General features: G+C 70.1%; 28 protein-coding genes. 15 read left to right on the forward strand and 13 right to left on the reverse strand.

The genetic code is table 11. From position 1 onward, the window contains the following. Window positions 1–18: 18 nt before the first annotated feature. On the reverse strand, window positions 19–702 hold the full coding sequence (locus tag ACH34R_RS37975; protein WP_397566433.1) for a helix-turn-helix domain-containing protein: 684 nt from the start codon (window positions 700–702) through the stop codon (window positions 19–21). 320 nt (window positions 703–1,022) lie between these two features. Here ACH34R_RS37975 and ACH34R_RS37980 point away from each other — a divergent pair, with 320 nt between their 5' ends. Further along, complete coding sequence (locus ACH34R_RS37980; protein ID WP_397566434.1) at window positions 1,023–1,364, forward strand: hypothetical protein; 342 nt, start codon at window positions 1,023–1,025, stop codon at window positions 1,362–1,364. A gap of 426 nt (window positions 1,365–1,790) precedes the next feature. On the opposite strand, the gene ACH34R_RS37985 is transcribed toward ACH34R_RS37980, so the two are convergent. From ACH34R_RS37985 to ACH34R_RS38005, 5 genes are all read right to left on the reverse strand, one after another. Further along, window positions 1,791–2,201 (reverse strand): glyoxalase, encoded by a 411-nt coding sequence (locus ACH34R_RS37985; RefSeq protein WP_397566435.1) that lies wholly within the window; start codon window positions 2,199–2,201, stop codon window positions 1,791–1,793. Further along, on the reverse strand, window positions 2,186–2,887 hold the full coding sequence (locus ACH34R_RS37990; RefSeq protein WP_397566436.1) for a hypothetical protein: 702 nt from the start codon (window positions 2,885–2,887) through the stop codon (window positions 2,186–2,188). The genes ACH34R_RS37985 and ACH34R_RS37990 overlap by 16 nt, the downstream gene beginning before the upstream one ends. 486 nt (window positions 2,888–3,373) lie before the next feature. Further along, the gene (locus tag ACH34R_RS37995) at window positions 3,374–3,679 is read right to left on the reverse strand and encodes a hypothetical protein (protein WP_397566437.1); all 306 of its coding nucleotides are present in this window, start codon (window positions 3,677–3,679) and stop codon (window positions 3,374–3,376) included. Between the two features lie 122 nt (window positions 3,680–3,801). Next, the gene (locus ACH34R_RS38000) at window positions 3,802–4,401 is read right to left on the reverse strand and encodes a hypothetical protein (protein ID WP_397566438.1); all 600 of its coding nucleotides are present in this window, start codon (window positions 4,399–4,401) and stop codon (window positions 3,802–3,804) included. Window positions 4,402–4,709: 308 nt separating this feature from the next. Continuing rightward, entirely contained in the window at window positions 4,710–5,075 is a 366-nt protein-coding gene (locus tag ACH34R_RS38005) for an STAS domain-containing protein (RefSeq protein ID WP_397566439.1), read from the reverse strand. Window positions 5,076–5,283: 208 nt separating this feature from the next. Between ACH34R_RS38005 and ACH34R_RS38010 the strand changes: the two genes are divergently transcribed. Further along, a complete protein-coding gene (locus ACH34R_RS38010) occupies window positions 5,284–5,955 on the forward strand; it encodes a hypothetical protein (protein ID WP_397566440.1) in 672 nt (223 codons plus the stop codon). Then, the gene (locus ACH34R_RS38015; RefSeq protein ID WP_397566441.1) at window positions 5,952–6,596 is read left to right on the forward strand and encodes a class F sortase; all 645 of its coding nucleotides are present in this window, start codon (window positions 5,952–5,954) and stop codon (window positions 6,594–6,596) included. Before ACH34R_RS38010 ends, ACH34R_RS38015 begins: the two co-directional genes overlap by 4 nt. 72 nt (window positions 6,597–6,668) lie before the next feature. Here ACH34R_RS38015 and ACH34R_RS38020 read toward each other — a convergent pair whose 3' ends face one another. Beyond that, a complete protein-coding gene (locus ACH34R_RS38020; RefSeq protein WP_397566442.1) occupies window positions 6,669–7,985 on the reverse strand; it encodes a hypothetical protein in 1,317 nt (438 codons plus the stop codon). Window positions 7,986–8,098: 113 nt separating this feature from the next. Then, complete coding sequence (locus ACH34R_RS38025; protein ID WP_397566517.1) at window positions 8,099–9,631, reverse strand: dolichyl-phosphate-mannose--protein mannosyltransferase; 1,533 nt, start codon at window positions 9,629–9,631, stop codon at window positions 8,099–8,101. Window positions 9,632–10,780: 1,149 nt separating this feature from the next. On the opposite strand from ACH34R_RS38025, the gene ACH34R_RS38030 reads away from it, so the two are divergent. Further along, complete coding sequence (locus ACH34R_RS38030) at window positions 10,781–11,173, forward strand: DUF433 domain-containing protein (protein WP_397566443.1); 393 nt, start codon at window positions 10,781–10,783, stop codon at window positions 11,171–11,173. Between the two features lie 505 nt (window positions 11,174–11,678). On the opposite strand, the gene ACH34R_RS38035 is transcribed toward ACH34R_RS38030, so the two are convergent. Beyond that, a complete protein-coding gene (locus ACH34R_RS38035; protein ID WP_397566444.1) occupies window positions 11,679–11,891 on the reverse strand; it encodes a DUF397 domain-containing protein in 213 nt (70 codons plus the stop codon). Window positions 11,892–11,902: 11 nt separating this feature from the next. Beyond that, window positions 11,903–12,742: a helix-turn-helix domain-containing protein gene (locus ACH34R_RS38040; RefSeq protein ID WP_397566445.1), complete on the reverse strand. Its 840-nt coding sequence runs from the start codon at window positions 12,740–12,742 to the stop codon at window positions 11,903–11,905. 181 nt (window positions 12,743–12,923) lie between these two features. Between ACH34R_RS38040 and ACH34R_RS38045 the strand changes: the two genes are divergently transcribed. From ACH34R_RS38045 to ACH34R_RS38065, 5 genes are all read left to right on the forward strand, one after another. Then, window positions 12,924–13,082: a hypothetical protein gene (locus tag ACH34R_RS38045; protein ID WP_397566446.1), complete on the forward strand. Its 159-nt coding sequence runs from the start codon at window positions 12,924–12,926 to the stop codon at window positions 13,080–13,082. Beyond that, the gene (locus ACH34R_RS38050) at window positions 13,079–13,489 is read left to right on the forward strand and encodes an ATP-binding protein (RefSeq protein WP_397566447.1); all 411 of its coding nucleotides are present in this window, start codon (window positions 13,079–13,081) and stop codon (window positions 13,487–13,489) included. Before ACH34R_RS38045 ends, ACH34R_RS38050 begins: the two co-directional genes overlap by 4 nt. Next, on the forward strand, window positions 13,486–13,815 hold the full coding sequence (locus tag ACH34R_RS38055; RefSeq protein ID WP_397566448.1) for a hypothetical protein: 330 nt from the start codon (window positions 13,486–13,488) through the stop codon (window positions 13,813–13,815). Before ACH34R_RS38050 ends, ACH34R_RS38055 begins: the two co-directional genes overlap by 4 nt. A gap of 36 nt (window positions 13,816–13,851) precedes the next feature. Then, window positions 13,852–14,160, forward strand: coding sequence for a hypothetical protein (locus ACH34R_RS38060; RefSeq protein WP_397566449.1), 309 nt, complete (start codon window positions 13,852–13,854; stop codon window positions 14,158–14,160). A gap of 227 nt (window positions 14,161–14,387) precedes the next feature. Beyond that, window positions 14,388–14,612 (forward strand): hypothetical protein, encoded by a 225-nt coding sequence (locus tag ACH34R_RS38065; RefSeq protein WP_397566450.1) that lies wholly within the window; start codon window positions 14,388–14,390, stop codon window positions 14,610–14,612. A gap of 658 nt (window positions 14,613–15,270) precedes the next feature. Here the strand turns inward: ACH34R_RS38065 and ACH34R_RS38070 are convergent. Next, window positions 15,271–16,299 carry an NAD(P)-dependent alcohol dehydrogenase gene (locus ACH34R_RS38070; protein ID WP_397566451.1) on the reverse strand — a complete coding sequence of 343 codons (1,029 nt, stop codon included), beginning with the start codon at window positions 16,297–16,299 and terminating at the stop codon, window positions 15,271–15,273. An 88-nt stretch (window positions 16,300–16,387) separates the two neighbouring features. On the opposite strand from ACH34R_RS38070, the gene ACH34R_RS38075 reads away from it, so the two are divergent. Together ACH34R_RS38075 and ACH34R_RS38080 are read left to right on the forward strand one after the other, a co-directional pair. After that, on the forward strand, window positions 16,388–17,059 hold the full coding sequence (locus tag ACH34R_RS38075; protein WP_397566452.1) for a TetR/AcrR family transcriptional regulator: 672 nt from the start codon (window positions 16,388–16,390) through the stop codon (window positions 17,057–17,059). Between the two features lie 95 nt (window positions 17,060–17,154). Beyond that, window positions 17,155–18,114 (forward strand): zinc-dependent alcohol dehydrogenase family protein, encoded by a 960-nt coding sequence (locus ACH34R_RS38080; protein ID WP_397566453.1) that lies wholly within the window; start codon window positions 17,155–17,157, stop codon window positions 18,112–18,114. On the opposite strand, the gene ACH34R_RS38085 is transcribed toward ACH34R_RS38080, so the two are convergent. Beyond that, on the reverse strand, window positions 18,104–19,051 hold the full coding sequence (locus ACH34R_RS38085) for a helix-turn-helix transcriptional regulator (protein WP_397566454.1): 948 nt from the start codon (window positions 19,049–19,051) through the stop codon (window positions 18,104–18,106). The two genes, ACH34R_RS38080 and ACH34R_RS38085, sit on opposite strands and share 11 nt — an antisense overlap. A 95-nt stretch (window positions 19,052–19,146) precedes the next feature. On the opposite strand from ACH34R_RS38085, the gene ACH34R_RS38090 reads away from it, so the two are divergent. Then, a complete protein-coding gene (locus tag ACH34R_RS38090) occupies window positions 19,147–19,566 on the forward strand; it encodes a VOC family protein (RefSeq protein WP_397566455.1) in 420 nt (139 codons plus the stop codon). Here ACH34R_RS38090 and ACH34R_RS38095 read toward each other — a convergent pair. After that, on the reverse strand, window positions 19,559–20,206 hold the full coding sequence (locus ACH34R_RS38095; RefSeq protein WP_397566456.1) for a LuxR C-terminal-related transcriptional regulator: 648 nt from the start codon (window positions 20,204–20,206) through the stop codon (window positions 19,559–19,561). The genes ACH34R_RS38090 and ACH34R_RS38095 overlap by 8 nt on opposite strands. A 375-nt stretch (window positions 20,207–20,581) precedes the next feature. On the opposite strand from ACH34R_RS38095, the gene ACH34R_RS38100 reads away from it, so the two are divergent. From ACH34R_RS38100 to ACH34R_RS38110, 3 genes are all read left to right on the forward strand, one after another. Further along, entirely contained in the window at window positions 20,582–20,755 is a 174-nt protein-coding gene (locus tag ACH34R_RS38100) for a hypothetical protein (RefSeq protein WP_397566457.1), read from the forward strand. An 82-nt stretch (window positions 20,756–20,837) separates the two neighbouring features. Beyond that, on the forward strand, window positions 20,838–21,656 hold the full coding sequence (locus ACH34R_RS38105; protein WP_397566458.1) for an HlyD family efflux transporter periplasmic adaptor subunit: 819 nt from the start codon (window positions 20,838–20,840) through the stop codon (window positions 21,654–21,656). Between the two features lie 104 nt (window positions 21,657–21,760). Further along, complete coding sequence (locus tag ACH34R_RS38110; RefSeq protein ID WP_397566459.1) at window positions 21,761–23,932, forward strand: NHLP family bacteriocin export ABC transporter peptidase/permease/ATPase subunit; 2,172 nt, start codon at window positions 21,761–21,763, stop codon at window positions 23,930–23,932.

Genomic DNA, 23,932 nt, shown 5'->3' on the forward strand with positions numbered 1-23,932 from the left:
CCGCCGGGCCCGCCCGCGCTACGACGTACCCGGACCTGCGCCCAAAGCCGGGCCCAGACCCTGGCCGGGGCCGTGCGGCGGGCGGGCCGGCGGGGGCGTGGCCGAGACGATGAGCGCGGTGGCCTGGCCGTCGGCGGCCTGGAGCGAGTGGGTGGCCGCCGCGTCGAAGTGCAGCGCGTCTCCGGCGGCCAGGGTGATCAGCTCGCCGCCGATGTCGGCGACCACCTGGCCCTGCACGACGTAGACCCACTCCTCGCCCGGGTGCGAGGCGGTGTGCTCCGGGCGCCCTGTGGTCAGCTCCAGCCGTACCGCCTCCAGGGCCGAACGCGGGCCGAGCCCGCTCATGATCGCGTAAGGCCCGTCCTGGCCCTGGCGCACCGGCGCGCTCGCGCCGCGCACGACGTGGTGCTCGCGGGAGCGCACGTCGCCGATCAGCTCGCTCAGCGAGATCCCGTACGCCCGCGAAAGCTGGATCAGCGACCCTATGGACGGCTGCCGCTCGCCCTTCTCCATCCGGGACAGGTGGGCGGTGGAGATGCCGGTCCACTCGGCCAGCGCGGTGAGCGTGAGCCCGTGCGCCCGGCGCAGCTCCGCGAGCCGCGCGGCGACCCTCCGCTCGGGGTCGGCCGCCGGATCGCCGGCTCGATCATCGCGCCCGCCGTCGGGGGCGCCGTGCTGGGCTCGCGGTATACGAGTGGTCACTCCGGGAATTCTAGTGCGTTCATGAGCCCGTTGCCTGCCAGGCAAGCTCGATTGCCTAAAAGGTTGCCCGGCTGCGTATCCGCGGTGGAGGTCACCGCGTCGCTGCCCTGACCGCCGGAATCGTCTGGGGGTCACCGGGCGCGCAGCCGGGTCAGCGCCAGTACGGCCAGCGACACCACGATCACCACGGCCGTCACGGCCACCACGTGCACCCCGGACACGAACGCCTCCCGCCCCGAGGCGAGCAACCGTCGGCGGCGGTTGAAGGGCCAGGTGGTGCGTGGTCGGAGCTGGTGGAAGGGTCGCCGCGTGTGCCGTCGGTGGGTGCTGAGGGGGCGGGTGGCGCGCGGGCGCTGGAGTTGGAGAAGGCGGCGGGTGTACCGCCGCTTGTGCGGGGGAGCGCGTGTGGGCATGTGGAGGCGGCGCGGTTGCTCGGCGCGGCGGCGGCACTGCGCGAGTCGTTCGGCGCCCCGCTGCCACCGGCCGAACGCGGCGACGTCGACCGGGTCACGACCACGGCCAAGGCCGCGCTCGGCCCCGCCACCTTCGCCACCGAGTACGCCCAAGGCGCAGCCACCCAGCGCACCGGCGCACTCCACAACCTCCTGGGACAACCGCCCGCCGGGTCGCTCATGGCGGCGGGCCGGGCCGGGGGCGGGTGATGTCCGGCCTGGTAGGCGGGCCTTCGGTGGCCTGCCTGCTGGTAAGCGCCGCGTTCGTTGGTCTCTTGGGTCGCTCACGGTGGTAGGTCGGGGCGGGGTCGGGGTCTGGTGGGTCGGCGCGTTTGGTGATTTCTTGGGGCGGTTGGGCTGCCGGTACGGTCGTGGCGTTCATGGCGGCGGTCGGGCCGGGGCTGGGTGATGTCGGGTCTGGTGGGCGGGTGTTTTCGGTGGCCTGCCTGCCGGTAGGCGCCGCGTTCGGTGGTCTCTTGGGGCGGTTGGGTTGCCGGTACCGGCCTGTCGTTCATGGTGGCGGGTCGGGGTCTGGTGGGTCGGCGCGTTCGGGGGTCTCTTGGGGCGGGCCGGTCCGTTGCTCGGGGGGGCCTTTGGTGGCCTGCCGGTACATACCGGCGGGCCGCTTGCAGGGCGTCAGGTGTGGTGGGGGGTCTCCGTTGGGTGGGGCTGGAGGAATTCCAGGCGGTTGCCGACGGGGTCGTGGGTGTAGAAGCGGCGGTGGCCGGGGAAGGCATCGTCCCAGGTGATCGGGGATCCGGCGGCGGTGAGGCGGGTGGCGAGGCGGTCGAGGCCGGTGGTCAGGATGCCCGGGTGGGCCTTCGCGGCCGGGCGGAAATCGGCCTCCACGCCGAGGTGGATCTCCAGAGTGTCGGCGCGTACCCACAGGCCGCCCCGGGCCGCCAGCACCGGTGGCTTGGCGACCTCGACCATCTCCAGCACGCCGACGTAGAACGCCCGGCACTCGTCCTCGCTGCCCGCCGGGATGGCGAGCTGGACGTGGTGCAGGCCGTAGCCGTAGGGCGAATCGGTCAGGGCAGGGCGCACGCCACCGCCTTCCAGGTGCGGACCAGGACCGCCAGGTCTTGGGCAGGGGCACCCGCCCGCGACTCGACCGTGATGTCCACGCTCGCCCCCGCGAACACGTCGAGCCAGGCCAGATCGTCCGCGGTGAGCGGGCGGTGCCTGGGGCGCTCGCCGGGGTACGGCGCGGGGGTGAACCCCTTGACCTGTACGGCTCGCGCCAGCGGGGCCAGCGCCATCGCGTCGCCCGCGAAGTCGGTGGAGGTCTCGTACAGGCCGAGGTTGTCGATCACCAGCGCGCAGCCGTACCGGTGACACAGGTCGGCCAGCTCCGCCGGGCTCGCCCCGCCCCGGTGGGTCTCGATGAGGATGTCGGAGGCGTCGCGGTCGCGGGTGAGGGCGGCGATCTGGTCGTCGCACATCCTGCGCCCGGCCGCGCCCTCGGCGGCGAGCACCTTGACCGGCAGCCCCGGAAAGCGCCGGGCCGCGGCGAACCCCTCGCCGGTGTCCATCTGCCCCAATGTCACCGACACGCCGACGAAGGCGATCGGCAGCCCCGCCAGGGCCGCTATGCCGTCCTGCTCCCAGCGCTGGCCCTTGCCCGCGCGCAGATCGACGACCGTGCCGCCGCCACCACGGGTCAGCACGGCGAGGTCACACGCCCGCAGCCGGGGAACAGACCCAGAAGAAAGCCCCAATCGCGCGCTCACCACTCCACCGCCTTCCCCGGATCGTCGGCACATCGATGGTCACCGGTGATAAAGGCGTTAGTCGTGGATTTTCCCGCTCGTCCAATCCCAATGGTCACAACCCGCACAGTGCCCCCAAAGGCTGGTTGGAGCCGAACCCTTCCCCGGCCGCCGCGGCACGCCCGCCCCCCGGCGGAAAAAGACTCGGTACATCGGTTCCCCCTGTGGACCAATGTTTAAATTTAAGCTGACGTTTCCCGGGAAACGCAAGCCTTTAGCAGATATTCATGCCAACCCCCGATTCTCTACCGGGAAGCAGGGATCGTATTGCGCGATGGCGCTGAAGCGCCCGCGGTACCGGCGACAGCCGACGTAAACGTCAAAAGTGTTACGCATTATACCTGCTGTGTCGCGATATACGCCCCCGCCGGAAATGAGCGGGCCCGCCGCGGCGTCCGCTCCTGGTGGGCGGGGTACGCGGGCGACGGGCGAGTGCGGCGGCCAGGTTCAGGGGGCCGGGTTCAGGGGGCCGGGTTCAGCGGGCCGGGGTGTGGCGGAGCAGTTCGGCACCGGCATAGGTGAACAGCCGCCCGTCCGGGTGCAGGGCCATCCGAAGACCGGGCGGCCGGTGATGACGGTCATCTTCCAGGTGCGCGGGTCGACCCGGTACAGGCCGACGCCGGGCATCGAGCCGTACAGGTGGCCGTCCCGCTTGCGGAACGCCAGGTCGGCCAGTGCGTAACCGCCGTCCTGGGGCCAGTTGTACGGGGTGTACCGCCTGCCGGTGAACCGGCCGTGGTCATAGCGGAACACCACTCCAGCCGTTGCTCCCCACAGCCTGCCCTGCCGGTCGAAGGAGAGCGAGGAGACCGTGCGCTCGCCCGGAACCGGCGTCTCCTCCTACAGCTTGCGGCCCTTCTCGACATCGCAGGCGATCAGCAGGGCGTCGATCCGGGTCTCCGCCGCGCCGTACCCGCCGTAGACGGACGTGCCCGCGTACAGAACGCCGTTGCGATAGGCCAGAGACATGATGCTCTGGTCCTTGACCAGCTTGTCAGAAACCTCCTACGTCCGGCCCGCGGATTGTGGAAGAGCAGTTGCCCGCCGAGGTAGCCACTCTTGTTCACCGTGCCGATGGCCAGCCGGTCGCCGAGCACCGCGTTTCCGTTCCAAACCTCCTTGGGATTGACGCCGAGACGCCATTCGCGGGATGGGTCGTATTCGTAAATACGGGCACGGGGATACGCGCCGAGATAGATCTTCCCGCGGAACGACGCCACCCCCATCAACTCCGATATCCGACGCGAACGCGCCTCGCCCGTGTCCGGATCGGCGAGGGCGACCGCACCCGTGCCGGTGCCGGTGCCGCCGGTGATCACCCGTCCGTCCGGGGCGATGCCGATGGACCGCATCCGGATCGGGTTGGACTCGATCCCGGTCTCGACGATCTTCGACTGGCCGGTCTGAGGGTTGTACCAGAACATCTGCCCGGGATAGGCGGGATCGTCCAGATTCCCGAACCCCACGCCGCGCAACTGCGGATGGAACTCCGGCAGCTTCGGCCCGGTGGGCGTGAGCCGGCGCGGCGGGTCCAGCAGGCCGAAGCGGTCCGGCCACACGGCCGTCCCGGCGCGAACGTGAGCACCTCCCGCCCCCGCTCGTCGATCCCCAGCGGGCGCGGCGCGCCCTCGAAGCCCGCCTGGTGAAGGTGGGAGAGCAGCGCGTGTACGGCGGACGTCCACGGACCGGCGGGCCGGCGGACGGTGTCACCGACCCTGACCACTCCCTAGCTGACGTTTCCGCCGGTTAGTTCGATGCCATCCATAACCGGCGATAATGCCGGTCACTTACCTCCCGCTGTGCCCTCGGGGATGGATTCGGCGGTGTGGAACAGGTCGATGACGCCCATCTGCCCGAGCCGGCGCTTGATCTGCCGGGGTATCCCGGTCAGGGTCAGGCTGCCCTGGGCGCGTTTGGTGCGTTCGAGTACGTGAATGAGCGCCGCCGCGCCTGACGAGTCGCAGAAGGTGATGCCTTCGAGGTCGATGACCAGGTCATGGGCGGTTTCGGTGTCTCTGGCCGGAAATGCGTGCAGTTCGACCAGGGGAACCGCGGCGAGGTCGAGTTCGCCGGTGAGGAAGAGAATTCGTGAGCATCCGTGGCGCTCTGTCCGGATTTCAAGGCCGGGGCAGCCGTCCAGTGTCACCATGGACCAACCTCCTTTGCGGGCTATTGCCCCAATGCCGACATATTTAATCGTGCGATGAGCGGAATACTCGAAATATCACACCTGTGGGGTCATGGGGTAACACACGGTGATCTTTGGCGATGACGTGAACATCCCCCGGCCGCCGGGCGGGAACAGAGCATGCATTGATCGGGTGGCTTGGTGGCTCTGGGGCTCGGGGGCGGTAGTCGTGGCATTGTTTCGGGTGGCCGTGGGCGGTATCGCGGCATTGGCGGTGATGGCGTATGCCGGGGGAGGGGCCAAGGCCGGCGACGAACTCCACGTGAGCCCCCGTTCGGTCGGCAAGGGCGGGGTCGCGACCGTCACCATGGGGTGCTCCGACTACGCCAACGCCTACGTCACCTCCGACGCATTCGGCAGGGTCGACTTCAACGGCCAGCCGAGCGTGGACGTCACCGTGTCGGCCGCCCCCGGGCGCTACCGCGTCAAGGGCATGTGCGAGGAGGACGGCCAGTGGGAGCCGGGTGACGCCTGGCTGAACGTCGGCGGCGGGCACGGCGGGTACGGCGGGCCGGGGGATCGGTTCCGCAGCCTGTTCGGTCTCGGCGACTACGGCGGCGGCCACGGTCACCACGGTCACCACGGTCACCATGGCCACGACGGTCACCATGGCGGCTATGGCGGGCACGGCGACTATGACGACGATTATGGCGACTACGAAGAGGACGACTACGACCACTGGCCCGACTACGGCCCGGCGACCGGCGGCGGCGCGACCGCGATGCGCCCGGTGAGCCCCGCGATGAGCGTCGGGGTGGGGATCGGCGTGGTCGCCGCGCTCGCCGGGCTCCTGGCCCTGGTACGGCTCGGCAGGCGGCGGGTCACCGACCGGCGGGGATGACGCCCGGCGAGGCGGCGTTCAAACTCGCCGCGTCCCTGTGCTTCGTGGCGGGCGTGGCCGTCGGCGTGGACGCTTACGCCAACCGGGACTACGCGCCGCCCCCCCTACCCGACCAGGAGGCGGCCCTGGCCGAACCGGGCCCGCGGGCGCGGGTGGCGGCGCTGCGCCGGTCGGTGCCGGTGCGCCTGGAGATCCCCGCGATCGGCGTGTCGGCCCCCGTCGAAGCGGTCGGCCGCGGCCTGGACGGCACGGTCGAGGTACCGTCCGTGTACGAACCCAACCTGGTCGGCTGGTACGAGGACGGCGCCACCCCCGGCGAACGCGGCGCGGCCACCCTGCTGGGCCATGTGGACACCGCCACGTCCGGCCCCGCCGTCTTCTACCGCCTCGGCGAACTACGGCGGGGCGCGGAGGTCCGGGTGCGCCGCGAGGACGGCAGCCTCGCGGCGTTCGAGGTCAGCGCCGTCCGCGTCTACGCCAAGGACGACTTCCCCGGCCGCCGCGTCTACGGGCCCACCGGCACGCCCACCCTGCACCTGGTGACCTGCGGCGGCCGGTACGACTCCGCGCGCGGCGAATACCTCGACAACATCGTGGCCTTCGCCCACGCGGTGCCCGCGGGCGGGGCCGGCCGACGTTGACGTACTGGCGTGGCCGCGGGCGCGTGGGCGGGGCCCGGCCGGCGTTGAGGTACCGGCCGGTCTGCGGGTGGGTCAGCCGACGTTGACGTACTGGCGGGGCCGCAGTGCGTGGGCGCGCAGGGCGGCCAGTGCTGCCGCCTGGCCCCAGCCCGCCAGTTGGACGTTCTCGCCGTCGCCGACCGGCCGGGACAGGCCGAAGGCGGCCAGCCGGCGCAGCAGCGCGGCGAGCGGACGGCCCAGGTCGTGCCCCGACGAGGGCTGCCAGCCCTCGCCGCTGACCACGTTCGCCACGAGTTCGCGCAGCTCCGTCGTACCGACCGCGTCGCCGTCCGCGAGCAGCATGAGCGCCGCCTCCCGGGCCGACACCTCGAAGTCGTGCTCGCCCTTGGCGGGCGCGAGCAGCGCCGCCGCCGCGGCCTCCCACAGCAGCGCCGGATCGTCCAGCAGCCGCCGGCCCGCCGCCGTGAGCAGCAGCCGCCGGCCGCTGCGGCACAGCGCGCCCAGCTCACGCTCGGCCGCCTCGCGCAGCGTGGGCAGCACCGGCACGTCGGACTCGCCGCGGACCTTCGCGCCCGCCGCCCACCCGAACCGCTCGGCCGCCTCCACGCTCAGCGCCCGCGACAGGTGATGGTTGCGGGTCAGGGCCAGCCCGCCGGGCTCGTCGGCGCGGGTCAGCAGCCAGCGCAGCGGCCCGAGCACGTCGCCCGGCGGCAGCGGCACCGGCGCGTGCAGCCGTACCTCGAACGGCTGGGCCAGCTCCCGCCGCTGCGCGCCGCGCCCCAGCACCCAGCGGTTCAGCCGCTCGCCGTGGACCCGGTGCAGCCAGCAGTCACCGCCGAGGTCGCCGCGCGGCTCGGTCAGCCAGCGGCGGGTCAGCGCCTCCCGCTGGTCCTTCCAGGTCGGCGCGGCGGGCTCCAGCTCACCCGACACGATCGCCAGCTCAAGGGCCGCCGAACACGCCAGGTGCGCGCCCAGCTCCTCCGGCCCCATGATCGAACTCCACCGCAGCTCCGACACGTCCGGCGGGAGTACGCCCGTCGCGTCCAGCGCCGTCTGGTAGGCCGCCGCGCCCGCCTCCTCGCCCTCGCGGGCGTAGGTGCGCAGGATGTGCGCGGTGGTGTGCGAACGGCACAGCGCGGCATATCGGTCCAGGCCGCCCAGCGTGAGCAGCCGCCCGAGCGCGGCGGCTATCGCCGCGTGCTCCCGCTCGTCGCCGCTGACCTTCAGCGGCAGCGTGTACCAAAGGAACTCGCACACGTCGAGCTGAGTGACGGACTCCAGCGGCTCACCGCCGGTCAGCCACTCGACGGCGGTCCTGGCGTCGTCGACGACATCGGGTGCGGAACGCTCCAGCTCGGTGAGGAGCGCGGCGACGTCCGGTGCAGGCATGCCTCGAAGTCTGCCGTATGGACCCCAGCCGTGACGATGACCGAAACCGGTGCGTATCGGCTCGCCCGCGCCGCCCACCCTAGGAACCCTTATATAAAGACGACGTATTCAGGTCAGATCCAGCCTTTCCCAAACAGCATGCGGGCGTCCCACTCCGTGTAGGGGATGACCTCGGCGCTCAGCACCGGGTGCAGCCACCAGAAGTTGGCCAGGGCGAGCAGGGCGAACCCGCCCGCCACGGCGGCCCCGACCGTGCGCCGCCGCTGCGACGCCGTGGCCGGGCCGATGATCAAGCCTAGTGCCAGTACCAGGGCCAGCACCATGAAGGGGATCAGCGGGGCCATGTAGAAGATGAACATCGTGCGGTTGTGCATGACCGCGTAGTAGAACCACGGGAGCCAGCCCGCCGCGTACGTCAGCAGCACCGCCCCGGCCCGCCAGTCGCGCGAAGCGACGTACCAGGCGATCATGCCGACCAGCGCGAACAGCGCGCCGAACCAGATCACCGGCGTGCCGACGCCGAGGATCGCCTGAGAGCAGTTCTCCACCCCGCAGGTCCGCTTGGGCGACTCGTAGAAGAACGCCACCGGGCGCAGCAGCAGCGGCCACTCCCACGGCTCGGACTGGTACGGGTGGGTGGACTTCAGGCCGCTGTGGAAGCTGAGGGCCTGGAGCTGGTAGGACACCCACGAGCGGATCGAGTCGAAGACGAAGTAGAACGGGCCGCTGGAGGTGGCCTGGTCCCAGTTGCGGCCGTAGCCGAGCGGGGAGGCGAACCAGCCCGTCCAGGACAGCGTGTAGGTGATGGCCGGGGCCAGCGTCATCGCGCCCAGCGCAGTGGGCAGGTCGCGGCGGAACGTCCCGACGTACGGTCTGCGCAGGCCGACCGCGCGGCGGGCCCCCGCGTCCCACAGCAGGGCCATGACGGCGAAGGCGATCAGGAACCAGATCCCCGACCACTTCACCGCGCAGGCCGCGCCCAGACAGACCCCGGCGGCGATCCGCCAGGGCCGCCAGCCCAGCCAGGGGCCCTCTTGGGAGGCGGGGCCCGACTCGTACCAGGTGACGAGCCTGGCTCTGGACTGGTCGCGATCGACCACCAGGCAGGCGAAGCCGGCGAGTACCCAGAACATCAGGAAGATGTCGAGAAGCGCGGTACGGGCGAGCACGAAGTGCAGGCCGTCGAGGGCGAGCAGCAGGCCGGCCAGGCAGCCGAGGAGGGTGGAGCGGGTCATCCGGCGGGCGACGCGGGCCAGGATGAAGATGGACAGGGCGCCGAACAGGGCTGCGGCGAACCGCCAGCCGTACGGGGTCATGCCGAACAGTTGCTCGCCCAGGCCGATCATCCACTTGCCCAGCGGCGGATGCACGACGTAGTCGGGGCAGGGGGCGGCCGTGGCGGGGGTGCATTTCTCCCAGATGTCGGTCTGGCCCTTGCGGAGCATGTTGTCGGCGATCGGGTTCTCGCCGGTGCCCAGCGCCTTGCGCTCCACCCAGAAGTTGACCAGGGACCAGCCGCCCTTGGCGTAGTAGGTCTCGTCGAAGACGATGTCGCGGGGGCGGGCCAGGTGGCTGAACCGGAGGATGGCGCCGAACAGCATCACCGCGAGGGGGGCCAGCCAGCCCCACATGGGGTTGCCGGGCATGGGCGGCACGAGCCGGTCGCGCAGCGACGGCTGCGGCACGTCCTCACCGGACGCCCGCTTGAGGTGGTCGTCAGCCTGGTAAGAAAAGTCCGTCACCGCCACCCGGCCATGTTACGGGTCCGCCAGTGTCGCGCGGATAAGAAACACCACCTAAGTCACAATTCGGAGACCCGCTGGGGGGTGCGGCCGGGTGGGGGTCTTGGCTGGTCAGCGTGCCCCGACAGGCATCGGGACTCCTGACAGCGCCCCCGACTCCCCCAGGTATGCCCTGTCCGAAACCGGACAACCCCCTGAGCTGTCCCGGAGCCCCGGCCCCACCTCGGTCCTGGCGTCAGCCCACCCCGCCGTCTGACCACCGCGCCGTTCGATAGTTGCGCGCCGTTACCCACCCACCACCCCCACCGCCCCTCCGGGGCGGCACCCCCCGCCTCCGGCGAAACCCCGCGCTCCCGCGCAAGGGGTCGCGCTCCCGCGCGCTCAAAGGGCCTCGCTTCGCTCGGACGATCTTCCCTAATGTCGGGCTCCGCCCGACGCTGACGCCACCGGCTCACGCCGTGACCTCCACTCGACAACAAGCACACGCACCACCAGGCCAAGGCGTGACACCAACAGGAGGGCACACAGAGCGGCGGAGAGCTATCGTTCCTCCCCATACAGTCACTCTTCATCCGAGACCAGAACGGCCACGTCATGGAGTCCCACAGCGGGTCGGCGAAATGTCCGTTTCCAAGAAAGTGCTCGATTTCACCACCCATGCTGAGTAACCCCGCAGGTCAATCAGGGTGCTCCCCGCGCACGCGGGGATGGTCCCTCATCCCAGGCAACCGGCTCGCGTGGCCCGTCGTGCTCCCTGCGCACGCGGGGATACGCAGGGATGATCTTGAACATGAGGATGCTCGGCGACTTGTGATGATGGCTCTCGTAGTCATGATTGCGCCGTAAACCGAGGGAGGTGAAGTTCATGACCTATCCTCCCAAACTTGCCGTCGCCCTCTCAGGCGCGACACTGTGCGAGCTTGCCCACTGGCGCAGGATGGGCACGAGCTGTAAAGCGGTACTCATACCCGAAATCTCCCAGCGCCCGATTCTCTACTCGTTCCGTGATGTCGTGGCCCTACGGGCATACGTGAGGTTGCGTACCGATGCCTCGTGCAGAGGATCCGGCAGGCGCTGGACAAGCTCCCCGATGAACTCCGGGAACGCGAGCACCACTTGGCGGAGTCGGGGCAGGCAGCGGACCTTGCCCTGGGGAAGGCAAACGTAGTCGTCCACGACCTGATCGACGTGCTACGACCCTTCCGCCATGATGGCCGGTACATCCCGGACCTCCTCCGGCCGCGCCGGCATGTCACCGTAGATCCATCGATCAGGGGCGGTATTCCAGTGGTCGAAGGCACCCGAGTGCCTTACGACGAGGTCGCGACACTGCTCCGCGACGGCGTGCCCGCCGAGCACATCACCGAGTACTACCCCGGCATCACGGCGGCGGGCGCTTTGGACGCGGCCGACTTCGCCGACCACGTGGACGCTATGAGCAGGTGACCTGGATGGCGCACGTTCGCCCGCGTACATCGTCTGCCGCGTCGAGGGCTGGATTGTGTACGGCACAGGCGGTGCTCGCCGCCTCACCTGCTGAGTTGAACCCTTGCGTCCCGGGGCTTCGCGTGTGTCGTGGTACCCCGCCGCTCCACCACCCACTCCTAGGGCAGGCTTTCCAGGGCCATCGCGGCGTTTGATCGGTTTCCCGCCGTTACCTGCCTATGACGAGCGAGCCGAGGACGCCGCCCAGGGGACGGGCGCGGTCGTGCCGATGGGGCAGGCGATTCCCGACTGGGAGGAGCGGTTGGCCCGGGTGCGGCGTAAGTGAACTATCACCCTGTCCTGTCCGCTTCGGCGTTGGCCAGGATGAAGGACTTCCCCTGGCGAATCATCGGCGTGAGGGGCACGAAGGAGGAAGTTCACTTTTCCCTGTTGCCGCTGAGGGGCTTAAGTCCTTCCGGCAAAATGATGGGTGGGCGGGACATCTGATCGTCAGGGTCCCATGGGCCTATGGTGCAGAAGGCGTCCCATGGGCCAGCGCCTTGATAAATGCTCGCCATTCCGCAGCGGTGAAGATCAGTGTGCCGCTACGAGGAGCCTTACTGTCACGGACGGCCACATGATCCCGCAGCATGGCGACTTCGACACACGAACCGTTGGCTCCGCTTCGCGTGCTCTTCCTCCATTGAGCAGATGAGAGGCCCAAGTCGGGGTTGGACATGGCTGGTCCCTTCACTCACGCGCTGCTTCGAGGATAAGGCGTACAGATCGGTCTGGAGAGAGTGTGACCCCCGCAAGCCGCTCGAACAAACCCACGAAGCGGTTCACCTCGGGTTCTCGTTCGACGAAGATGTCACCGGCCGGGGACTCGACGTACACCACTTTGGGGTCGCCTGGAAAATCGAGGATCGAAAAGGCTCCCGACATGCCCGCGTGAGCGCCGGCAGTGTACGGGATCACGCGGACGGAGACGTTGGGAAGTTCGGCCAATTCTGCGATGTGCTGGGCTTGTTTCTGGCGCATGGATGCATTGCCGACCTGTCGCCGGATGGCGGCCTCGTCAAGGATCACGTCGAGATTGAGGCCGGACCTGAGCACGGAGGTTCGTTCGAGTCTGACAGCCACCCGGGCATCCACTTCGTCGTCTGATGCCTGGTGAAGCTCTGCGCTGATGACGGACCGGGCGTACTGCTCTGTCTGGAGCAGTCCGTGGATCAAGATGCCCTCGTACACCTGGAGCGAGGACGCATCTGTCTCCAGTCCGATGTACGTGCTGTAGCGCGGGGGAAGGACGTCTCGGTACGCCTCCCACCAGCCTCGCTCTCGCGCCGCGCGGGCGAGGCGGACAAGTGATCGCGCGTCGTCTTCAGGGATCTTGTACAGGTCGGCGAGGGTGCGTACGTCCCCTGGCGAGACGCTACGGCGGCCGGTCTCGATGCGGCTGACCTTGGTGGGGTGCCAGGACGTGGCCTGTGCTACTTGATCGATCGTTAGTTCGCGCTCTTCTCGGAGCCTCCGCAGGTCAGCGGCCAGACGGCGGCGGCGCACGGTAGGGCTCTGACCTGGAGCCACGTCATCACCTCTTCCTTGGCCGGGTCATTTTCCCACGACACCAGCCACACCAGTCACAAGCTGGCAGTCAACGGAAAATCTAACGAGACACGATACTGGCAGTTGCCATCCGCATGGCAGTTGCTCATACTGGTCTCGCGCTCGCACACACACAGTGACGATGAATGAGCAGAGAGAAAGGGTGGGTGACTCCCCTATGCCCGATCTTGAGCAGTACCGGCACCTGGCACGCCCTGAGCGGTGGCCGGTCCACCTGCCCATGACCACGGGCTCCCCCGAGCCCGCCGATCTGGTCAGCCGTCTGGTGTCGTCGGCCGCCGGAAGGGACGTGGGCTGGTGACGCGCTTCCTCGCTCAGGTGATGCTTCCCGGGGCCGAGACGTCGGTACCGCTGGCACGGGCGTTCGCTCAGGCACTGCTGGCCGTCCATGGGCTCACCGAAGACGGCTACCCGGTGCTGCTCGTGGTCAGTGAACTGGTCGGCAACTCGGTCCACCACTCCGATTCCGGGCGGATGCCGGACGGGCGGGTGCGGGTCGCCTTTGAGCTGGTCGGCCCGGTACTGCACGTCACTGTGATTGATGATGGCGGGGGAGCGAGTCTGCCGAAACTTCGTGATGCGGACGGCGACAGCGAAAATGGCCGGGGTCTGGCCCTGGTGAACGAGTACGCGGCGAAGTGGGGCGTAGCGGAGATCGCGGCGGGCCGGTCGGTCTGGGCCGATCTGGAGCTGAAGTGGCCGGCGTGACGGACGCCGTTCAGTGGCGTCGCTGGTGGTCTGACGGTGAGGTCACCGTCGAGTGGGCCGAGCCTGGTGATGGCGCCTGGGTGCTGGTGGGCGACACCTCGCCGGTGGGCACGGCGGTGTGGGTGAGCCGGGGCCGATGGGATCTGTTCGTCTCGCAGGTGAAGTCGGGCGGGGTCGTGCCGGAGGTGGCGGTCGGCGGTACGGACCTGGTCGCGGTGTGGGTCGGTGACGCCGTGCCGGGGGTGTGGCTGCCGGTACTGACGACCTGGGACCACTGGAGAGAGTTCGAGGATGCGGTCAGACGCGGCCGTTTCGACCACGTGTAGTCGCGCTCTTGGGAGAGCGGGAAGGGAGAAGGCGACATGGACGGTGTGAACTGTGCGGGCCTGGAGGTGGAGCCGTCCGGGCTGGGCGGTGGATGGTTGCGGTTCTGGGAGAGAGCCGACACGACCAGTTCAGGGGTCCTGGTGTCCAGGCCGGCGTTCGCGGAGTTCGTCAGGGAGGTGCGGGCAGGGCACTTGGTACCGGTGGCGCATGGCCGACTGATCGTCGTCACGGTGGGCGATGCCGACCCGGAACGTCCTGGACGAGTGGTGACCACGGTGGATTCCTGGCGGGCGTTCGTCACCCGGCTGTATGCGGGCGCGTTTGATCGCTTTTGCCGAATGTGAGTCCTTCGGCAGGATAGGTGGGATGCTCAGCCGATCTCTTGGTGAGGCAGGTTGACATCGGCCACGGAGCGGGCCTGCTGGCGGGCTTGATGAGCCTGCCCACAAGGTCAACTGGGGTGGTCCGATCGGCGTCATGCGAAGTCGCGTACCAGCCTGCGGGTGCTCATGGGCGACATGGAGACCTATGATCTGCTGATCAATCAAGGCCGAGCAGGCTCGATCCCTGCATGCATGCCACGCTCAAGATGAGCAGGGGGCTGTGCCTGGTGTGGGCGGGCGACACGAGGCAGGATATGGCCGAGATCGCAGCGGCGTACGGGGCACTGGCACTGCCCGACGAGCATCGGACGACGGCTGTGAAGGGATGGACGCGCCAGGTCGTCACCGCCCTGCCTGCCCAGGCGGCCTCATCCCCGGCCGCCAAAGAGCTACGCGCGCTGACCACAAGCTGAACTAGACCCACTGCCGGCGAAATGTCCGTACTCGCGAGAGTCATCAAAATCGCCGCTCTGGCCAGAAGAACCCGCAGGTCAGTAAGTATGCTCCCCCCACGCGCGGGGATGGTCCCGCTTCCAGGCCGACCGACCGGGATGCCTTGATATGCTCCCCCCACGCGCGGGGATGGTCCTCGCCACGCCCGTTCCCGGTACACCTGCGATTGATGTTCCCCGCACGCGCGGGAATGGTCCCCGGGATTCCGCTGGCTCACGCCGATCTTGAGGATGCTCCCCGTGCGCGGGGCGGGGCGGCTAGGCACACGTCCGCGCGTGGGGATGGCCCCTGGCCCGGGTCCGTCTTGACGGCGCTCCGCAGACGCTCCCGGCGTGCGCGGAGGTGGTCTGGTGGTGCGTGTGTTCGTTGTTGAGTGGAGGTCACGGGGGTGAGCCGGTGGGGCCAGCGTCGGGCGGAGCCCGACATTAGGGAAGATCGTCCGAGCGGAGCGAGGCCCTTTGTGCGCGCGGAGCGCGACCCTTCGCGCGGGAGCGCGGGCTCTTGCGTGGAGCGCGGGGTTTCGCCGGGGGCGGGGGCATCGCCCCGGAGGGGGATGTACTGCGTCCTTGGGGTTCTGGTTGTGGGAGTGGGCGGGGGCTGCTTGGTTGCCGGTGTGGGTTAGGTGATTTGGATGATGTGTTTGCCGCGGACGCCGCCCGCTTCGAGGGCTTGGTGGGCGGTGGCGATGGCGGACAGAGGGTGGATGGTGTCGACGACGGGGCGGAGGAGGCCGGCTTCGGCGTAGCGGGTGAGGTCGGCGAAGTCGGGGTGGTTGGGGTTGCCGCTGAAGAAGCGGATGCGGCGGGGGCCGTGGCGGGTGGAGGCGGCGATGTAGCCGATGCTGGGGCAGAGGTTGGCGAGGTCGAAGGCGATGGCGACCATGCGTCCGCCACGGGGTAGCAGGCGGTGGTAGGCCGGGTGGTCGGTGCCTACGGTGTCGAGGATGACGTCGAAGGAGCCTAGGTCGGCAGGGTGCGTCGTGGTGTAGTCGAGGGCTTCGTCGGCACCGAGGCTCCGGACGAAGTCGAGGTTGCGGGGGCCCGCGAGGCCGGTGACGTGGGCGCCGAGGGCCTTGCCGTACTGGACGGCGATGCTGCCGACGCCGCCGGAGGCGCCGCGTACGAGGAGGCGTTCGCCGGGACGGAGGCGGGCCTTGTCGCGCAGGGCGGTGATCGCGGTGGTGCCCACGAGCAGGGAGGCGGCCTCGGCCGGGGAGAGGCTCGCCGGGCTCCGGGCGATCTGGCGGGGGCGGACGGCCACGTACTCGGCGGCGCTGCCGAACCGGCCGCGCGGCAGCGCCCCCCATACCCGGTCGCCCACCCGTGGGCCGCGTACGCCGGGGTCAGCGGCGGTGGTCTCGGTGGTGAGCCGGTTGCCTGGGGCGCGTACGGTGGGGGCGACGCTTGGGTGGATGGCGGCGATTTCGCCGGTGAAGTCGATGCCGATTCGTTTGGGGAAGCGGCGGCCGGTGATCAGGCGGAGGCGGCCTGCGCGGCCGGCCAGTTCGCCGCCGTTGACGCTGACCGCGTGGACCTTGATCAGTACCTCGCCCGGGCCGACCGACGGAATGGGCACCGTGCCCTCGTACAGCACCTCCGGGCCGCCGTAGGCGTCGAAGAGCGCCGCGCGCATATCGGGACGTTGCATGCTGTCGAACCTCTCTGTCGCTCGATCCGCCGTTTCACGCTAGCTTGCTAAGTGGACGATGCCCTCCACTTGAGGGGAAGTGAGAGAGATGCCTGCTCAGGCTTCTCAGAACGGCGCGGTAAAGGCCGGCCGCCTGCGGGCCGATGCTCGCGACAATCGCGAACGCATTCTGAAAGCCGCCCGCGAGGCGTACGCCGCGCAGGGGATCGACGTACCGATCAGTGCCATCGCGCGGCGGGCCGGGGTGGGGGTGGCCACGCTGTACCGGCGGTTTCCGACGCGGGCCTCGTTGATTGCGGAGGCGTTCGCGGAGCAGTTCGCCGCGTGTGCGGCCACGCTGGACGATGCGCTGGCGGACCCTGATCCGTGGCGCGGGTTCTGCTCGCTGATCGAGAAGGTGGCCGAGATGCAGATCGCGGACCGGGGTTTCACCGCCGCGTTCATGTCCCGGTTCCCGTCCCAGCTCGATCATGAGCGCGTCCGGGCCCGTGCGGAGCGGGACATCGCGGTCCTGGTACGGCGGGCGCAGCAGGCCGGGCGGCTGCGCCCCGACTTCGACCCCACCGATGTCTTCCTGCTGCTGCGCGCCAACTGCGCGCTGGCCGAGGAGGCAGCGCCGCTGTCGTACGCGGCCTCGCGCCGGTTGGTCGGGTACCTGCTTCAGGCATTCGAGGCAGGTCAGGCAAAACCGCTGCCTCCGCCCGCCGCGCTGGGGGTACGGCAGATGCACGAATCGCTGGCGCGCGGGCGCGGGATGTGAGGCAAACGGGCTGGGGTCGTTCTCACTTGAGGTGGACGGGCGGAGGCGGCGGTTAGTGTCCGAAACCGCTGGTCACCGTCCATCAAGGAGACGACATGAAGGCAGTCGCGATCAAGGCGTTCGGAGGTCCCGAGGGACTCGCGGTCATCGACCTTCCCGACCCGGTTCCCGGCCCCGAACAGGTGCTGATCACCACGGAGGCGATCGGCATCGGCGGTGCCGATGCCCTGGTCCGGCGTGGTGAGCTGGCCGCGTACGGGTTCAAGGAAGGGCACGTCCTCGGCGGGGAGGTCGCGGGCACCGTGGCGGCGGTCGGCGACGGTGTGGACCCGTCGTGGGTCGGCCGGCGCGTGTGGGGGTTCACCGGGTTGGGCGGCGGCTATGCCGAGCAGGCGGTCGCCCCGGTCGAGACGATCGTTCCTCTTCCTGCCGACCTGTCTGCGATTGACGCGATGGCGATAGGTTCCTCCGGGATGGTGGCCCACTTCGGCCTCGCCCATGCCCACTTCAAGCCCGGTGAGTCGGTACTCGTACGCGGGGCGGCGGGCAGCATCGGGATCATGACGATCCAGCTCGCGGCCCAGGCCGGGGCCGCCGCGGTGGCGGTCACGACGTCGTCGGCCGAGCGCGGCGAGCGGCTGCGCGAACTGGGCGCGACCCATGTGCTGGACCGCTCCGGTAAGAGCACGGATGCTCCCGCCGGGTACGACGTCATCATCGACATCGTGGCCGGTCCGGACATGCCGTCCTTCTTCTCCAGGCTCAACCCGAACGGCCGGCTGGTGGCCGTCGGATTTCTCGCAGGCCCGCCCCCGGCGGACTTCGGCATGGAACTGTTCAAGGAGTTCCAGAAGTCGCGGTCGTTCGCCACCTTCAGCGCCTTCACCGTCGCCAAAGCCGACTGGCGTGCCGTCCAGGCCGAGCAGTTCGCCGCCGGGAGCCGGGGCGAGCTGCGCATGGTGGTGCATGAGGTACTGCCGCTGGACCAGGCCCAGGAGGCGCACCGCAAGATGGACTCCGGCGAGGTGTTCGGCAGGATCGTCTTCACCCCGTAGCCCCGTACCGGGCGGCGAGTTCCGCGCCGATCCGGGCCAGTTCGGCCTGGACCGACGAGGGTTCGACCACCTCGACCAGCGCGCCCCAGCCCGCCAGATGCCGGGCGATGTCCAGCGCGGTCGGCGCGGCGAGGCGGACCCGGGCGCGGTCGTCTTCAGTGGCCTCGACCTCGCAGTGCCGCCCGAACTGGTCGGCGAGGATCGGCACGTACCTGGGCTCGATGAGCACGGTCGCCCAGGTGCGGGAACGGCGTTGCTCGACCTCGCCGACGACCTCCTGCCAGGCTGCGGCCAGGGCGAAGTCGTCGGGGCGGTCCGCGGGCAGTTCGGTGGGCTCGGCCTGGACGATCCGATCGATGCGGAAGGTCCGCTTGCCGCGTTCGGTACCGGCGATCAGGTACCAGATGTCGTCCTTGTCCACCAGGCCCCACGGGTCGATCAGCCGCTCGGTACGCTGCCGGTCGCGGCCCTGGTACGTCAGGCGGACCTTGCGGCGGCGGATCACGGCGGTCTGGAGCAGGCCGACCGTGCCGGGGCGGTGCCGATCTCGCTCGCCCCAGCGGGTGGGGTCGGTCATGGTGGCCCCGGCGGCGGCCTCGGCGTCGGCCCGGAAGGTCTGCGGCAGCGCCCGCACCAGCTTGCGCAGCGCCGCCTTGATCTCATCGGACACGGCCGCGGCGGGGCCCGCGAGCAGGAACAACGCCTGCGCCTCGGTCGCCGACAGGCCGCTGAGGTCGGTACGGGCCCCGCCGAGCAGCGACCAGCCGCCGCCGCGCCCCGGCTGCGGATACACCGGGACGCCCGCCGCGGACAGCGCCTCCAGGTCGCGGCGGGCGGTGGCGACGGAGACTTCCAGCTCTTTCGCGAGTTCGGCGGCGGTCACCCGGCCCCGGGACTGCATGAGCAGCAGGGCGGCGACGAGACGATCGGCACGCATGTCTCCAAGTTTCACCATAAAAGTAGTCAGTTGGTGAGCACTTTAATCCGCAGACTGGTCTCATAACCCACTGAACGAGGGAAGAAGGACCACCGATGCTGCGAGGATTCACCACCATCAACTACTGGGCCGACGACATGGACGCGGCGCGGCAGTGGTACCAGGAGCTGCTGGGCGTCGAGCCGTACTTCGTGCGCCCGGTCGAGGGGCCGCCCGCGTACATCGAGTTCCGGATCGGCGACAGTCAGGCCGAACTGGGGCTGCTGGACCGCCGCTACGGGCCTCCCGGCGCGTCGCGCGAGCCGGGCGGGGTCGTCATGTACTGGCACGTGGACGACATCGAGGCCACCCTCGCCAAGCTGCTGGAGATGGGGGCCAAGGAGTACCAGCCGATCACCACCTGGGAGTCGGGGTTCGCGACGGCGTCCGTGCTGGACCCGTTCGGGAACGTGCTGGGGATCATGTACAACCCGCACTACCTGGAGATGCTGGAGGGGCGATCCGCCGTCAGATGACACCCGCCCGCATCGCGTACGCGACCGCGTGGGCACGGTTGCGCAGGTTCAAGCGGCGGTTGATCGCGTACATGATGTTCTTGACGGTCCGTGGGGAGTAGCAGAGGCGTTCGGCGATCTCGCCGGTGTCCCGGCCGTCGGCGAGCAGCCGGAGGATCTCGATCTCGCGCTCGGTGAACCCGGTGGCGGCGTCCGGCGCGGGGTCGCGGGGGGCGAGCTGCGACCGGTGCAGCCGGCCGAGCAGGCCGCCGGCCAGCCGGGGCGACATCAGGCCGCTGCCCTCCGCCACCGCCGCCACGCCGCGCACGAGCAGATCCGCGCTCACGCTCGCGCGCGGTACGACGCCCATGACCTGGTAGCGCACCACCATGAGCAGGTCTTCCGGCGAAAGCAGGTCGGCGATGAGCACGATCGGGGCGCCCAGCTCCCGGGCGGCCCGGCCGAGCACGTCACGGCGCTCCACCTGGGTCCCGGTCGCGGCGACCACCGCCACATCGGGACGTTCCGGTGCCGTGTCCGGCAACACGATCACCCGCACGGCCTCGTGCCCTGGAGTGGGAGAGCGCAGCAGCGCCCTGAGGCCGGCCCGGCTGAGCGGGTCGTCGGCCCGTACGGCGACGCGGAGCGGCTTCGCGCCCACGCCTGCCGCACCCTGCGGGCGAGCGCTCTGTGACGTCTGCATAAGCAGATCATCCAGCACCGCGCAACCCCGCAGGCGCGATCCTCCCCCCGGTCCGGAAATGTACGGCAGGGGGGTAGGTCAGAACTCCAGCCTGCTGTATTGCGTCACCGGTATCGCGGTGCCGCGTCCCATCCCTCCCATTACCACGAGCACGCCGTCTTGATCGAATTGTTTGCCATTAAGGCGGCAGACAGAGACTTTCGGGCAAGAGATGGGGTCCTGAGGGCAGGCTCAGATCGCACCTGACGATCAACATGTGCTCCATGGCTACTGTCGGCCCTGTCTGAGTGAGACGCCCGGCGATGAATTCGCCGGTGACGAAAGGAACGTGCCATGTCGGCAATGCCGGAGCAGGCGAAGCAGGACGACATCGCGGAAGCGCCGCTCTCCGACGAGGAACTCGACAACGTCAGCGGCGCCTGGTCAGGGATGCAGGTGGCCGAGAACAACGTCATCGACCCGCGCGTGATTCGCGTCCAGAACGACAATCTGCGGCACTACGTCTGAGCTGAGGGACCCGTTCTTCGGTCACCGTGCCGGGTCCACCGTCCGCGTGCACGGTGACCGGCGGTAGCAAGGCTCACCAACGATGATCCAGTTTCGTAGCGAGGCGGTGGCGCGCGCCCAGGCCCCGGATGTCCTCGATCAGCCCGTCCGGCTGACCAGCCCCCGCACCTGGCTCGTGCTGGCGGCCCTCGCCCTGGTGGTCATCGTCGGCGCGGTCTGGGCCTTCACCGGCACCCTCCGCACGTCCGTGGACGCCCGCGGCCTGCTGACCCTGCCCCGGGGCAGCTTCCCGATCCAGGCGATCAAGGGCGGCCAGGTCTCCGATGTCTTCGTGAAACCGGGCGGCGTGGTAGCGCCGGACGGCCGGATCGCCGCCGTCCGCAGCGGCGGCGTCACGGTCGAGGTCCGCTCACCCGCCCGGGGGCGGGTCTTCTCGGTACCCGTCCGCCACGGGCAGGTCGTACGGCCGGGCGAGACGCTGGCCGTGGCCGAGTACGCGGACGGGCCCGATGACCGGCTGGTGGCGGCGCTGTTCGTGCCCGCCGCCAGGGCGGCCGGTGTCCGGGTGGGCGGGCAGGTCGATCTGACGGTGGAGTCGGCCGCCGCTGCCGGGCGGTACGGGGTGCTGCGCGGCCGGGTCAAGGCCGTCGATCCGGCCATCTGGACCTTGAAGGACGTGGCGGCGTTCGTGGGCGATGAGGGCATGGCCCAGCTCGTCGGCGGTCCCGGTCCCGGTCCCGTCCAGCGGGTGACGGTGGAGCTGACCCGGTCCTCCGCCACGGCGAGCGGCTACGCCTGGTCCACGGCTTCGGGGCCGCCGTCGGGGCCGCGCTCACGTACCCCGGTCACCGGCGCGATCCACGGCCCCGCGATGCGGCCGATCGACTGGATCCTCCCGTGACCGGCCGCGGTCCACAGGCCCCTGGAACGGCTGGTCGGCCGGGCACTCCTGTGACCGGCCGCGCTCCACAGGCTCCCGGTACGGCTGGTCGGCCGGACACTCCCGTGACCGGCTCCACCGGACACCGGCCGGTGCGGACGCCGACGGTGTTGCAGATGGAGGCCGTGGAGTGCGGGGCGGCCTCGCTCGGCATGGTCCTGGCCCACCACCACCGGCACGTCGATCTCCAGCGGCTGCGCGTGCTGTGCGCGGTCTCCGGCGAGGGCTCCAAGGCCGGTCAGCTCCTGCGGGCCGCCCGTACGTTCGGCCTGGTGGCGGCGGGTAAGCAGATGAGCCCGGCCGCGCTCGCCCGGCTGCGCCCGCCCGCGATCCTGTTCTGGGAGTTCAACCACTACCTGGTCTGGGAGGGGTACGGACGCCGCCGGGGCAGGCCGGTGGTGTACGTGAACGACCCCGCCCAGGGCCGCCGGGTGCTGACGGAACAGGAGTTCGGCGACGGCTTCACCGGCGTGGTGCTGACCATGACCCCGGGGCCGGACTTCCGGCCCGGTGGCCGCCGCCCGTCGGTCTGGGCGGACGTCCGGGACCGGCTCAGGGCCGTTCATCCCGCCCTGGCGGCGGCACTGCTGGCGAGCCTGCTGCTGGCCGCGCTCAGCGTCGTGTCCCCGGCTCTGGTCCGGGGCTTCGTGGACACCGTCATGATGGCCGGCGGCGGCGGCGCGGGCCAGGCCGTGCCGTTCTTCACCTTCATGGCCGGAACGCTGCTGCTGACCGCCGTACTCCTGAAGCTCGAACAGACCGGGCTGCTCCAGGTCGAGATGTACGTCTCGACCGTGTCGAGCGCCCGTTTCATGCGGCACCTGCTCCGGCTGCCCATCGGCTTCTTCAGCCACCGCAGCCCGGCCGACCTCGCCGAACGGCTGGCCGTGAACCACACGGTCGCCGCCGCGCTCACCGGCAGCGTCGCACCCGCCGTCACCGGCGTGATCATGGTGTGCTGCTACGCCGTGCTGCTGTGGATCTACGATCCGCTGCTCGCGCTCGCCGGGATCTCGGTGTCGCTGCTCAACGTCCTTTTGATCCGGACCGTGCTGCGGATGCGGCGTACCGCCGTCGCCCGCCTGAACGTGGAACGGGCCAAGCTGTACGCGGTCGCGTACAGCGGCCTCCAGCTCATCGAGACCATGAAGGCCACCGGCGGCGAACGCGGCTACTTCCGCCGCTGGGGCGACCGGCAGGCCGCCCTGCTCACCGAACAGCAACGCGTGTCCCAGCCGCTCGCCGTGCTCTCCGCGGTCGGGATGTTCCTGACCACGCTGTCCGCGGTTGCGGTCCTGCTGCTCGGCGGTCTGGCGTCCATCGAGGGCCGGATCGCGATCGGTGCCCTCGTCGCGGCCCAGACGCTCCTCGCGGGCTTCAACCGGCCGGTCGGCGAACTGGTCGGCCTGGTGCCGAGGATGCAGGACACGGCCGCCCACCTGGCCCGGCTCCGGGACGTCGAGAGCACCGAGCAGGACGCCGTCTTCAACCGGCCCGCCCACGGCGGTTCCGGCCGCCTGGCGGGCCACCTGCGCTTCGAGGAGGTCACCTTCGGGTACGACCGGCTCTCGCCGCCGAGGTTGCACGGGCTGTCGTTCGAGGTGCGTCCAGGAGAGCAGATCGCCCTGGTGGGCGGCTCGGGCAGCGGCAAGTCGACCGTCAGCAGGCTGGTCGCGGGCTTCGGCGAACCCTGGCAGGGCCGCATCCTCATCGACGGCCGGCCGCGCGGGGAACTGGGCCGCGACCTGCTCACCGCGTCGGTGGCGTTCGTCGATCAGGAGATCCACCTGTTCCAGGGCACGGTACGCGACAACGTCACCCTGTGGGACCCGTCGATCCCGGACGAGGACGTCCTGGCGGCGCTGCGGGACGCCCGGCTGGACGAGGTGGTCGCGGCCCGGCCCGGCGGCATCCACAGCCTCGTGGAACAGGACGGACGCAACTTCTCCGGAGGGCAGCGGCAGCGCCTGGAACTGGCGCGGGCCCTGGTCCGTTCGCCCGGCCTGCTGATACTCGACGAGGCGACCAGCGCCCTGGACGCGGAGACCGAGGCCCGGATCATCGAGGGGCTGCGGCGGCGCGGTTGCGCGTGCGTACTGATCGCCCACCGGCTCAGCACGGTCCGCGACAGCGACGAGATCCTCGTCCTGGACGCGGGACGCGTAGTCGAACGGGGTACGCACGATCGCCTGGTACGCCTGGGCGGCGCCTACGCGGCCCTGATCCGGGAGAGCTGA

Source organism: Spongiactinospora sp. 9N601 (genome assembly GCF_044326295.1).
In the GTDB taxonomy this organism is placed as follows: Bacteria; Actinomycetota; Actinomycetes; order Streptosporangiales; family Streptosporangiaceae; genus Spongiactinospora; species Spongiactinospora gelatinilytica.